This window comes from Streptomyces sp. NPDC045431, from assembly GCF_040646655.1.
Lineage (GTDB): Bacteria > Actinomycetota > Actinomycetes > Streptomycetales > Streptomycetaceae > Streptomyces.
In genome coordinates this window covers 178,557-190,528 of sequence record NZ_JBEZAQ010000005.1, presented here as the reverse complement: position 1 = coordinate 190,528, position 11,972 = coordinate 178,557, and the positions used below count along the sequence as shown (strand labels likewise).

10 protein-coding genes are annotated in these 11,972 nt (G+C 72.7%); 4 read left to right on the top strand and 6 right to left on the bottom strand.

Annotation, left to right across the window (positions count from 1 at the left end):
- Positions 1 to 181: 181 nt before the first annotated feature.
- Positions 182 to 1,468, bottom strand: a complete 1,287-nt coding sequence (locus AB0A69_RS14515) for an ABC transporter substrate-binding protein (protein WP_361420315.1) — start codon at positions 1,466 to 1,468, stop codon at positions 182 to 184.
- 122 nt (positions 1,469 to 1,590) lie between these two features.
- Here AB0A69_RS14515 and AB0A69_RS14510 point away from each other — a divergent pair, with 122 nt between their 5' ends.
- From AB0A69_RS14510 to AB0A69_RS14500, 3 genes are read left to right on the top strand one after another with little or no spacing between them, the layout of a single operon-like run.
- A complete protein-coding gene (locus AB0A69_RS14510; protein ID WP_361420312.1) occupies positions 1,591 to 2,106 on the top strand; it encodes a PadR family transcriptional regulator in 516 nt (171 codons plus the stop codon).
- The gene (locus AB0A69_RS14505; protein ID WP_361420309.1) at positions 2,103 to 2,870 is read left to right on the top strand and encodes an ABC transporter ATP-binding protein; all 768 of its coding nucleotides are present in this window, start codon (positions 2,103 to 2,105) and stop codon (positions 2,868 to 2,870) included. The genes AB0A69_RS14510 and AB0A69_RS14505 overlap by 4 nt, the downstream gene beginning before the upstream one ends.
- Positions 2,871 to 2,875: 5 nt before the next feature.
- Positions 2,876 to 5,164 carry an ABC transporter permease gene (locus AB0A69_RS14500; protein WP_361420306.1) on the top strand — a complete coding sequence of 763 codons (2,289 nt, stop codon included), beginning with the start codon at positions 2,876 to 2,878 and terminating at the stop codon, positions 5,162 to 5,164.
- 55 nt (positions 5,165 to 5,219) lie between these two features.
- Here the strand turns inward: AB0A69_RS14500 and AB0A69_RS14495 are convergent, their stop codons facing one another.
- Positions 5,220 to 5,903, bottom strand: a complete 684-nt coding sequence (locus AB0A69_RS14495; protein ID WP_361420303.1) for a triacylglycerol lipase — start codon at positions 5,901 to 5,903, stop codon at positions 5,220 to 5,222.
- 156 nt (positions 5,904 to 6,059) lie between these two features.
- On the opposite strand from AB0A69_RS14495, the gene AB0A69_RS14490 reads away from it, so the two are divergent.
- On the top strand, positions 6,060 to 6,596 hold the full coding sequence (locus tag AB0A69_RS14490) for a thermonuclease family protein (protein WP_361420300.1): 537 nt from the start codon (positions 6,060 to 6,062) through the stop codon (positions 6,594 to 6,596).
- A 6-nt stretch (positions 6,597 to 6,602) separates the two neighbouring features.
- Here AB0A69_RS14490 and AB0A69_RS14485 read toward each other — a convergent pair whose 3' ends face one another.
- From AB0A69_RS14485 to AB0A69_RS14470, 4 genes are all read right to left on the bottom strand, one after another.
- Positions 6,603 to 7,091, bottom strand: a complete 489-nt coding sequence (locus tag AB0A69_RS14485) for a glutathione peroxidase (RefSeq protein WP_361420297.1) — start codon at positions 7,089 to 7,091, stop codon at positions 6,603 to 6,605.
- Between the two features lie 96 nt (positions 7,092 to 7,187).
- Positions 7,188 to 8,273, bottom strand: coding sequence for a hypothetical protein (locus AB0A69_RS14480; protein WP_361420294.1), 1,086 nt, complete (start codon positions 8,271 to 8,273; stop codon positions 7,188 to 7,190).
- A 250-nt stretch (positions 8,274 to 8,523) separates the two neighbouring features.
- Positions 8,524 to 9,390 (bottom strand): acyl-CoA thioesterase II, encoded by an 867-nt coding sequence (locus tag AB0A69_RS14475; protein ID WP_361420291.1) that lies wholly within the window; start codon positions 9,388 to 9,390, stop codon positions 8,524 to 8,526.
- Between the two features lie 11 nt (positions 9,391 to 9,401).
- Complete coding sequence (locus AB0A69_RS14470) at positions 9,402 to 11,915, bottom strand: DUF3516 domain-containing protein (RefSeq protein WP_361420289.1); 2,514 nt, start codon at positions 11,913 to 11,915, stop codon at positions 9,402 to 9,404.
- Between the last annotated feature and the right edge of the window lie 57 nt (positions 11,916 to 11,972).

The following is an 11,972-nucleotide window of genomic DNA, read 5'->3' as shown; positions in this document are numbered from 1 at the left end:
CGCCACCCAGAGCGGGTAGCGGTTATGCATGCATGTTAGGTATCCCGGCCAAGGGAGTGTCAATGAACGTGCGGCAAACAGCAGAAAGTTGGGGGTGTATATACCGATTTACCCCTCCTGGAAAGGAGGGGTATGGCAGGCGTCGATACCTAACAGGTATGTAGCAGGTCCGGCGGAGCCGTCAGCGGCGGCGGGCGATGGCCGCCAGCTCGCCGGCCAGCCGCCGCACCGCCGCCTCGGGCGACTGGTGCTGCGCCATCACGTCGTGCGCCACCGCCTGCACCGCGAGGCTCACCTGCTCGTAGTGCGGGCTCTTCGGGCGCGGCGCCGCCGCGAGCACGCTCGCCCGCAGCGTCGGCAGGTACGGGAACGCCCGCACCAGCGCCGGATCCCGGTACAGCTCCGCCCGCACCGGCGGCAGCGCGCCCTCCGTCAGGACACGGCGCTGCACCTCCTCGCCGGTCAGGTACGCGATGAGGTCGCGCGCCGACCGTGGGTGGCGCGCCTGGGTGCTCACCGCCAGATTGGAGCCGCCCAGCACGCTCGTGCCCGGCCCGTCGGGCCCCGGCAGCGGCACCGCGCCGAACCTCCCCGCCACCCTCGACCCCGGTCCGGAGGCGCCGGCGTACGCGTACGGCCAGTTCCGCAGGAACAGCAGCCTGCCGTCCTGGAAGGCCTGCCGGGACTCCTCCTCCTTGTACGCCAGGGCCTCGCGCGGGATCCAGCCGTCGCGCACCCCGCGCGCGAGGAAGCCCAGCCCGGCGCGGGCCGCGGCGGAGTCCACGGTGACCCGTTCGCCCTCGTCGCCGAGGATCGTGCCGCCCGCCGAGTACACCGCCTCGGCGGCGTTGACCGTGAGCCCCTCGTACGGCAGGAACTGCCCCGCGTACCCGCCCACGCCGAACCTCGGCGCGATGGTCCGGGCCTGGTGTTCCAGCTCCGCCCAGGTGCGCGGCGGACCGGCGCCCGCGCGGTCCAGCAGGTCCTTGCGGTAGAAGAGCATCCCGGCGTTGGTGACGTACGGGACGGCGTACAGCCTCCCGTCGTACGTCGCCGTGTCCACCACGGGCGGCAGGAAGCTCTTCAGCGGAAAGCGGTCGCGCTCCAGCGGCGCGATCCAGCCCGCCGCGGCGAACTCCGAGGTCCAGGCGACGTCGATGTTGAGGACGTCGAAGCGGCCCCCGCCCGGGCGCAGGTCCGTGATCATCTGCGCGCGGGTCTCGTCGGCGGAGTCCGGCAGCTCGACGAGCGTGACCCGCTCGCCGGGGTGGTCGCGGTTCCAGCCCTCCAGCACCGGGCCGAGATAGCCCGTGAGGTCCCCGGCCGTGGCCAGCGTGAGGGGCCCGCGCCCGTCGCCGCGCACCTCGGCCGCCCGCTCGCCGCTCGCGGGCGCGGCCGAGGCCACGTACCCGCTCAGGACGACGGCGACCGCGAGGAGCCCCCTACCGGCGGCGCGCATCCACCGCATAGGTTCCTCCTTGAGCACGGCGCCGTACACCTTCGTCCGGCGTCAGGGCATGTATACCCGTTAGGCATGGGCGATACTAGAGCTCACATCACATTGGGAGCACGCGGAGGAGGACGGCACCGGTGCGGCTTCCCCTCCTCGCCCTGCTGGCCCGCGGACCCGCCCACGGCTACGAGCTCAAGCAGGACCTTGAGCAGCTGCTGGGCGCCGCGTACCCTCCCACCAACGTCGGCCAGGTCTACGTCACCCTCGGCCGGCTGGAGAAGTCCGGGCTCATCGAGGGCGAGGAGATCGCCCAGGAGAGCCGCCCCAACAAGAAGATCTACCGCCTCACCGACGCCGGGCAGGAAGCGCTGCGCGCCTGGTTCGAGGAGACGGCGGACGAACCGAGGGTCCGCGACGAGTTCTTCATGAAACTCGCGCTCGCCCCCCGGACCGGCCTCGCCGACCAGATCGCCCTCATCAACAGACAGCGCCGCGAGTACCTCAACACCATGCGCAACCTCTCCAAGCTGGCCGCCACCGAAGACCGGGACAACCGCATCGCCCACCTGCTGATCGAGGGCGCCATGCTCCACCTCCAGGCGGACCTCGACTGGCTGGAGCGCTGCCAGGAGGAGTTGGAGGAGCTGCAGTGACGGACTCCCACGCGATACCCCTGCTGCGCGCCGAAGGGCTCGTCAAGACCCACCACGGCGAGGGCGCGCCCGCCCACGCCGTACGCGGCGTCGACCTGACCGTCCGGCGCGGCGAGTTCGTCGCCGTCACCGGACCCTCCGGCGCCGGCAAGTCCACCCTGCTGCACCTGCTGGGCGGGCTCCAGCGCCCCGACGAGGGCTCCCTCTGGCTCGACGGCGAACGCACCGACGGCTACAGCGAGGCCCGCTGGGCCGTGGAGCGGCGCCGCAGCATCGGCATCGTCTTCCAGTTCTTCAACCTGGTCTCCAACCTCACCGTCGCCGACAACGTCGAGCTGCCCGCGCTCCTCGCCGGCCGCTCCGCCCGGCAGGCCCGCGCCGCCCGCGAGAAGCTCCTCGCCGAGCTGGGCCTGGAGGGCAAGGAGCGCAGCATGCCCGGCGAGCTCTCCGGCGGCCAGCAGCAGCGCGTCGCCCTCGCCCGCGCGCTGGTCAACCAGCCCCGGCTGCTCCTCGCCGACGAGCCGGCCGGCAGCCTCGACAGCAAGGGCACCCGCGAGGTCATGCGGCTGCTGACCCGCTTCCACGCGGCCGGCCAGACCATCGTGCTCGTCACCCACGACGCGCGGCTCGCCAGCGCCGCCGACCGGGTCATCAGCTTTTTCGACGGCCGCATCGCCGACGACGCCGCACTCGGCACCACCCCGCCGCGCGCCGCCGGCCGCGGCCTGTCCGGCGTCCTCGAACTCAACGAACTGAAGGACTGACCGGCGTGCGGGCCATGCTGCGCTGGGCGCACGCCGACCTCCGCACCCACCGGGGCGAGGCGCTCTTCATGATCGCCGCGACCGCCGGCATCGTCGCCTCACTGCTCCTCGCGACGGCCCTCTTCGGCTACGCCACCAACCCCTGGCAGCGGCTCTTCGCCCAGTCGCGCGGCGCCCATGTCTGGATCCACACCGGTCCCGCCGCCGACGCCGCCCGGCTCGCCTCGCTCGACGGCGTCGAGGCCACCGCCGGCCCCTACCGCACCGCGACGACCACCGTCGCCTCGCGCGGCGCCCGGGCCGCCGTCGAACTGCGCGCCGCGGGCGCCCGGCCGCCCGCGACGGGCCGCCCCCTGCTCGCCTCCGGGCGCTGGCTCGACCCCGCCGTCCCGGACGGCGTCGTCCTGGAGTCCACCCTCGCCCGCGCCCTGTGGGCCGAACCGGGCGACCGGATCACCCTGCCCTCCGGCACCCCGCTCACCGTCGTCGGCGTCGCGGACACCGCCGAACCCCGCTACCGCCCGGGCGAACGGCCCGGCACCGTGTGGGCGCCGCCGTCCGCCGTGCCCGCCGACCGCACCGGCGGCCAGGTCGTCGGGCTGCGGCTCGCCGACCCCGACGCCACCGGCTACGCCGTGCAGCGCGCCGTCACGACCCTCGGCGCCGGAGCCGTCACCGACGTCACCACCTGGCAGCAGACCCGCGGCGAGGCGCAGGGCGACACCCGGCTCCTCGGCCAGGTCCTCGGGCTCTTCGGCCTCGGCGCCCTGATCGCCGCCGCGCTCGCCGTGTTCGGCGCCATCAGCACCCGGGTGCGCGGCCATCTGCGGGACGTCTCCGTCCTCAAGGCCATCGGCTTCACCCCCGGCCAGGTCGTACGCGTCTTCCTGGTCCAGCACCTCGCCTTCGCGGCCCTCGGCGCGGTCCTCGCCACCGTGCTCATCCAGGCGCTCGGCGCCCGCCTGCCGGGCCGCCTCGGCGACGCGGTCGCGGTCTGGCAGGGGCTGCCCGGCCATACGGCGGCGCTGCTCGCGGTGCCCGTCGCGGCGGTGCTCTTCATCGGCGCGGCGACCTGCCTCGCCGCGTGGCGCGCGGGGCGCGTGGAACCGGTACCGGTGCTGCCCGCGGGCGCGGCCCCCGGGGCCGGTCTCTCGCGTGCCGGCCGCGCGGCGCTCGGGGCCGGGGTGCCGGCCCCGCTCGTCCTCGGATGGCACCAGGCCTTCGGGCGCGGCCGGCGGGCCCCGGCCACGGTCGTCCGGCTCGCGCTGCCGCTGCTGCTCATCATCGTGGCGCTCGGTGCCTGGACGACCATCGAGCGCTTCGACAGCCGCCCCGAACAGCTGGGCCTCGCCGCCGCGCTCACCGCCCGCCCCGGCGCGGGCCTCACCGACCGCGAGGCGGCCGCGCTCCTCGCGGAGCACCCCGCCGTCCGGGCCGCGCACCCGGGCCTGGAGGTCGCCGCCCTCGTGCCCGGCCAGACCGGCACCATCGCCCTGCGCGGCCTCGGCACCCGCGCCGCGCCCTACCCGTACACCATCGCCGAGGGCCGCCCGGCGCACGGCCCCGACGAGGCGGTGGCCGGGCAGGGGCTCCTCGACCACCTCGGCGTACGCGTCGGCGACTGGGTCCGCGTCACGGTCGGCGGCCACCCGCAGGTGCTGCACCTGGTGGGCCGCAGCATCGAGCCGGAGAACGGCGGCCGGGTCATCTCCACCTCGCTCGACACCCTCCGCGAGAACGACCCCGCCCTGCGCGCCACCCTCTACCAGCTCCAGTTGGCCCCCGGCGCCGACCCGCGCGCGGTCCGAGCCGAACTCGCCGCCGCCTCCGAAGGCCGGCTCGACGTCCACGAGGTCACCACCCCCGCCGACCGCCTCTCGGCACTGCGCGGCGTCGTCGTCGGCCTGATCGCCGTGCTCGCCCTGATCGGCCTCACCGAACTGTCCACCGCGATCGGCGGCAGCCTGCGCGACGGCGAACGCGACCTGCTGGCCCTCAAGGCCATCGGCCTGTCCCCGCGCCAGATCGCGGCCGTCACCGTGACGGCCATCGGCTGTACGGCCCTGGCCGCCGCACTCCTCGCGACCGCCCTCGGCGTGCCCTTCGCGCACTGGCTCATCGACCACGAGGCACACGCCACCGGCATCGGCGCGGGGATCGCCCACGCCCCGACCCCACCGCACCTCGCGGCCCTCGCCGCGGCCGCCGTGCTCGGCGCGATCGCCCTCACCGCCCTCCCGGCGGCCCGCGCCGCCCGCCACCGCCTCGCGGACACCCTCAGCGCGGCGGCCTGAGCGCGGCGGCCTGAGCGCGGCGGCGCAAGCGCGCGGACGGGCCCGGGCGGCGCCGTCAGCGGTGCACGAAGTCCCGGACCTGTCTGTACACCACCGGGTCGGTGCCCAGGGCGTTGTGCCCGAGGCAGGCCGTCCGGGTGTTGGCCGCGCCGCTCAGGGCGACGGTGCTGTCCGGGTTGATGAAGCCGTCACACGGTGACCACCACGTGGCATGGCGAACCCCCTCGGGGGTCTCGTCGCCGGAGTTGAGCGCGGTGAGGAAGGCCGAGCCGATGCGCATCTCCGTACACGAGGTGTCGTAGCAGGACTCGGCGGCGTCGGTGCCGTGGTTGGGGCCGCCCAGGGATACCCAGGCGTCGGTCTTCCCGCTGCCGCCGAGCTCCTTGGTGTAGTGGCGGCTGGACAGCCCGCCCATGGAGTGGGTGACGACGTCGACCCGGGACGCGCCGGTCTCCGCGAGCAGCCGGTCGACCTGGGCCGCGACCTCCTGCGCGGTGGTGGCATTGGACTGGCGCCAGTCGTAGCTCCACTGCCGCAGGTGCGTGGACGGCCAGCCGTCCGCACGGAAGCGGTCCGCCATGGTGTTCCAGTACGAGCCGGACGAGTTGTACCCGTGCACGAACAGCACGGGATGCCGGGTGGCGGTGGCGGTGGCGGTGGCGGTGGCGTCGGCCGGGGCGGCGGTGCTCAGGCCGAGCAGAGTGCCCGCGACGGCGACGGAAAGCAGGTGCTTCTTCATGACCTACCTCGAAGAGGGCCGCGTGGGGGGCGCGAGAGGAGGTTACTGGTGGGTACACCGGAGAAGTCAATGGTGTTGCGCCAAAACGTCGAGGTCGCCCGGCCTCCGTCACGGTGCTGTACTGGGAGGACGGAAACCCCGCTGAGAGGGGGCGCCATGCACCGCTCCTCGCCCCGCAGCCGGACCACCGCCGTCCTGGCCGCGGCCGCATCCGTCCTGGGCCTCGCCACCGCGGCCCCCACTGCGGCACAGCCCGGCAACCCCGAGCCCAGGCAGCGCGGACCGGTCGTCCTGCGCGTCATCGACGGCGACACCGTCGAGGTACGCGGCGACGGCCGCGTCATCCCCGACGGCGAGATCGCGCGCGTACGCCTGCTGGAGATCGACACCCCCGAGCGCGGCGAGTGCTACAGCCGCCAGGCCACGGCGCGCACCGCCGAACTGCTCCCCATCGGCAGCAGACTGCGCACGGAACGCGACATCGAGCTCAAGGACCGCTTCGACCGGTACCTGCTCTACGTGTGGAACGAGAAGGAGGTCTTCGTCAACGAGTCCCTCGTCCGCAGCGGCCACGCCACCAAGGTGCTGTTCGAACCCAACGACAAGTACTGGCCCACGATGACCAGGGCCGAACAAGCCGCCCGCCAGACCGGCGCCGGCCTGTGGTCCGCCTGCCCGGCCCCGGCCCGCTGACGCGCGTCAGGCCGCCGGCAGCGCCGCCTCGATCGCCGCGACCAGCTCCGGCGCCTCCGGCTCGGTGCGCGGACGGAACCGGCTGACCTCACCGCCCGGCGCGACGAGGAACTTCTCGAAGTTCCACTGCACGTCGCCCGCCGCGCCGTCCGCGTCCGCCGCCTTCGTCAGCTGGATGTACAGCGGGTGCCGACCGTCCCCGTTGACGTCCGACTTCTCCAGCAGCGGGAACGTCACCCCGTACGTCGCCGAGCAGAAGGTCGCGATCTCCTCCGCCGTGCCCGGCTCCTGGCCCGCGAACTGGTTGCACGGCACGCCCAGCACCGTGAACCCCCGGCCGGCGTACCGCTGCTGCAGCCGCTCCAGCCCCTCGTACTGCGGCGTCAGACCGCACTTGGACGCGACGTTGACGATCAGCACCGCCTTGTCCTTGTACTCGGCGAGGCTCGTCGGCTCGCCGGACAGGGTGCGCAGCGGGATGTCGTACAGGGACATGGGGGGCTCCTCGCAGGGGGAGAGCGGGCACGGTACGGACGGACTCCATGAAAGCAGGCCGGCCGGCGCCGCCCCGCCCCGGCCCGGTCACCCGCGTCACGTCGTCCAGTCGGCGAGGCGGAAGACGCCGAGCATGTCGTGGGAGCGCGGGTCGGCGTCGGCGAACGGGTAGAAGGACGCCTCGACGCCGACCCAGCCGCGGAAGGTGCCCGCGTCGTCGATGATCTGCAGTATCGGCTTCACGTGCGAGTTGCCCGTGTAGCAGGTCCGGCCCTGCTCCAGGGCGAGGCAGGTGCACCAGTGCCACAGGGTGTCCCGCCGGTCCTGGGGGGACAGCGACTGCAGGTAGTACTGGATGGAGGTGACGTTCGCCGGGGTGCCGCCGCCGTAGTCCGGGCAGCCGCCGGTCGCCTGGCAGGCGCGCGTGGACGTCGGCTGCAGCAGCGTCAGGCACCAGGTCGTCCGCACGCAGGTCTCGAACGACCGGTGCTGGAACAGGCCGCTCGCGGGGTCGACCCGGTCGTGGGCCCACGTCAGTGCCTGGAGGTGGAGCGGGGCCGGGTGGTCCCGCACGGCCGTCATCGCCTGACGGGTCGTCAACGGCGCGTTGCTGCCGTAGCCGTACCCGGCCGTGGCGTCGCTGGCGTACAGGAAGGACAGCCGGGCCAGCGCCGATGTGGTCTCCACCGCCCATTTCTCCGTCCTGGGCGGGGTGGTGTCCCAGAAGATCCACAGGACGGACGTCGGCCGGCCCTCGACCGTCTCCGTCTCCAGCTGGTACCGGCCCGAACCGAGGTCGGTGGGCTCGGCGGCGAAGCCGCCCGCCGTCTGGATCTCACAGGTGCGGACCAGCGTGGCGGTGGTGGAGAGGGAGGTGGTGGAGCACGATTCGTCGGGCACGGTCCCGGTGCCGGCCCGGGCGCGCGGCTCGGTGTGTTCCCACCGGTGCATGCGGGCGGCGACCGTGCCGTCGGCGGTGTCGAAGGAGTAGGTGCCCAGCCGCACGCGGTTGGCACGGGAGCCCGCGGTCATGTGGCCGACGGCGACGACGAAGTTCGCCTTGCCGCCGGGGAGTTGCTGGGCGGCCTGTGCCGGGACGGCGGACGCCGGCAGCGCGAGGAACGCGAGAGGCACGAGGGAGGCGAAGAGCGCGAGCAAGAGGACACGGAGTCTGCGCGGCATGACCTGCACGATCCAGAGCGGGGAGGGGGAAAGGACCCGGGGCCGGCCGAGGGAGCGCTCGGCTCGGCCCACTGCGTCCATGGCCCCGATACTGCCGCATGTGATCGTTTCGCCCGCGCATCACGCGTCGTGTCGGCCTACGAACACCTGCCGTTCTGGAACCGGTCGTTCCCGAACCCGCCGCTCTCGCAGCCGTCGTTCACCAAACCGTCGTCATCGAAGGTCCGAGCCCGGCGGGGAGCCGCGGCGGTCAGTGCCGCCTGAACAGCCCTTCCTGCACCACCGACACCAGCAGCCGCCCCTCGCGGTCGTAGATCCGCCCGCGGGCCAGGCCCCGGCCGCCCGTCGCGATCGGGGACTCCTGGTCGTACAGGAACCACTCGTCCGTGCGGAACGGCCGGTGGAACCACATCGCGTGGTCCAGCGACGCCATGTCGAAGCCGCGCGGCCCCCACAGCGGCTCGATCGGGATGCGCACCGCGTCGAGCAGGGTCATGTCGGAGGCGTACGTCAGCGCGCACGTGTGCACCAGCGGGTCGTCGCCCAGCGGGCCCACCGCGCGCATCCACACCGCGCTGCGCGGGTCCGCCTCCTTGACCTCCTCCTGCGTCCAGCGCAGCCGGTCCACGTACCGGATGTCGAAGGGCTGGCGGCGCGCCATTCTCTCCAGCGCCTCCGGCAGCGCCCCCAGGTGCTCGCGGATCTCGTCGGCGACCGACGGCAGGGACTCCGGCGGCGGGAAGTCCAGGCGCGGCGGCAGCTGGTGCTCGAAGCCCGCCTCCTCCGGCTGGTGGAAGGAGGCCGTCAGATTGAAGATCGTCTTACCGCGCTGGATCGCGGTGACCCGGCGAGTGGTGAACGACCGCCCGTCCCGGACCCGTTCGACCTGGTACACGATCGGCAGGCCCGGGATGCCCGGCCGCAGGAAGTACGCGTGCAGCGAGTGCACCGGCCGGTCGCCCTCCGTGGTGCGGCCGGCCGCGACCAGGGCCTGGCCGGCGACCTGGCCGCCGAAGACCCGCTGCAGGGACTCCTGCGGGCTCGCGCCACGGAAGATGTTCACCTCGATCTGCTCCAGGTCGAGCAGGTCGACGAGTCGCTCGGCGGGGTTGGTCATACGGGGTCCTCCTACAACTGGCCGACGTCGGTGACGCGCACGATCGCCCGGCCCTCCTCGTCCGAGGCCGCCAGGTCCACCTCCGCGCTGATGCCCCAGTCATGGTCGCCATTGGGGTCCGCGAAGGTCTGCCGGACGCGCCACAGCCCGTGGGCCGGGTCCTCCTCGATGGAGAGCAGCTTGGGACCGCGCGCGTCGGGGCCGGTGCCGAGCTCGTCGTACTCCTCCCAGTACGCGTCCATCGCCTGCTCCCAGGCCTCCGCGTCCCAGCCGGACTCGGCGTCGAGCTCGCCGAGTTCGTAGAAGCGGTCCAGCGCCGCCAGCTCCACGCGGCGGAACAGCGCGTTGCGCACGAGCACCCGGAAGGCGCGGGAGTTGGCCGTGACCGGCTTGACCTGGTCGGCCTTCTCCTGGGCCTCCTCGGCGGTCTCCACCTCCGGGTTGGCCAGCTGCTCCCACTCGTCGAGCAGCGAGGAGTCCACCTGCCGCACCATCTCGCCGAGCCAGGCGATCAGGTCCTCCAGGTCCTCCGTCTTCAGGTCGTCCGGGATGGTGTGGTCCAGCGCCTTGTACGCGGACGCCAGGTAGCGCAGCACGATGCCCTCGGTGCGCGCCAGCTCGTAGAAGGACGTGAACTCGGTGAAGGACAGCGCCCGCTCGTACATGTCCCGGATGACGGACTTCGGCGAGACGGGGTGGTCGCCGACCCACGGGTGGGACTTCTTGTACGTGTTGTACGCGTGCCACAGCAGCTCTTCGAGCGGCTTCGGGTACGAGATGTCCTGGAGCCGCTCCATCCGCTCCTCGTACTCGACGCCGTCCGCCTTCATCGCGCCGACCGCCTCGCCGCGCGCCTTGTTCTGCTGGGCGGCGAGGATCTGACGCGGGTCGTCCAGCGTCGACTCGACCACCGACACCATGTCGAGGGCGTACGACGGGGACTCCGGGTCCAGCAGCTCGAACGCCGCCAGCGCGAAGGTGGACAGCGGCTGGTTGAGCGCGAAGTCCTGCTGGAGGTCGACGGTGAGCCGGATCGTGCGGCCCTCGGCGTCCGGCTTGTCGAGCTGCTCGACGACCCCGCCGTCCAGCAGCGAGCGGTAGATCGCGATGGCGCGGCGGATGTGCCGCAGCTGGTTCCTGCGCGGCTCGTGGTTGTCCTCCAGCAGGTGGCGCATCGCCTGGAAGGCGTCGCCGGGGCGGGCGATCACCGACAGCAGCATGGTGTGCGTCACCCGGAAGCGTGAGGTCAGCGGCTCCGGCTCGGAGGCGATCAGCTTCTCGAAGGTGTTCTCGGTCCAGCCGACGAAGCCCTCCGGTGCCTTCTTGCGGACCACCTTGCGGCGCTTCTTCGGGTCGTCGCCCGCCTTCGCGAGCGCCTTCTCGTTCTCGATGACGTGCTCGGGCGCCTGCGCGACCACGAACCCGGCCGTGTCGAAGCCCGCGCGCCCCGCCCGGCCCGCGATCTGGTGGAACTCACGGGCGCGCAGCGTGCGCACGCGGGTGCCGTCGTACTTGGTGAGCGCCGTGAACAGCACGGTGCGGATCGGCACGTTGACGCCGACGCCGAGGGTGTCCGTACCGCAGATCACCTTCAGCAACCCCGCCTGCGCCAGCTTCTCCACCAGGCGCCGGTACTTCGGCAGCATGCCCGCGTGGTGCACACCGATGCCGTGCCGGACGTACCGCGAGAGGTTCTTGCCGAACTTGGTGGTGAAGCGGAAGTTGCCGATCAGCTCGGCGATCTTGTCCTTCTCCTCGCGCGAGCACATGTTGATGCTCATCAGCGACTGCGCCCGCTCGACGGCCTGCGCCTGCGTGAAGTGCACGATGTAGACCGGCGCCTGCTTGGTCTCCAGCAGCTCGGTCAGCGTCTCCGTGATGGGCGTGATCCGGTACTCGTACGACAGCGGCACCGGCCGCGTCGCCGAGCGGACCACCGAGGTCGGGCGGCCGGTGCGGCGGGTGAGGTCCTTCTCGAACATCGAGACGTCGCCGAGGGTGGCCGACATCAGGACGAACTGCGCCTGCGGCAGTTCCAGGATCGGGATCTGCCACGCCCAGCCCCGGTCCTGCTCGGCGTAGAAGTGGAACTCGTCCATCACGACCTGGCCGATGTCGGCGTGCTTGCCGTCGCGCAGCGCGATGGAGGCCAGCACCTCGGCCGTGCAGCAGATCACGGGCGCGTCGGCGTTCACGGACGCGTCGCCGGTGAGCATGCCGACGTTCTCGGTGCCGAAGAGCTTGCACAGGTCGAAGAACTTCTCCGACACCAGCGCCTTGATCGGCGCGGTGTAGAAGGTCACCTGGTCGTTCGCAAGCGCGGTGAAGTGGGCACCCGCCGCGACCAGGCTCTTTCCGGATCCGGTGGGGGTGGAGAGGATCACGTTCGCCCCCGAGACCACCTCGATCAGCGCCTCCTCCTGGGCCGGGTAGAGCGTGATGCCCTGGCCTTCGGCCCATGACGAGAAGGCCTCGAAGAGGGCATCGGGGTCGGCGTCGGGCGGCAGCTGATCGATAAGGGTCACGCCCCCATCTTGCCTGGCGGACCCCCCGGAGTGGGAACCGGCCACCGGTACGAAGAT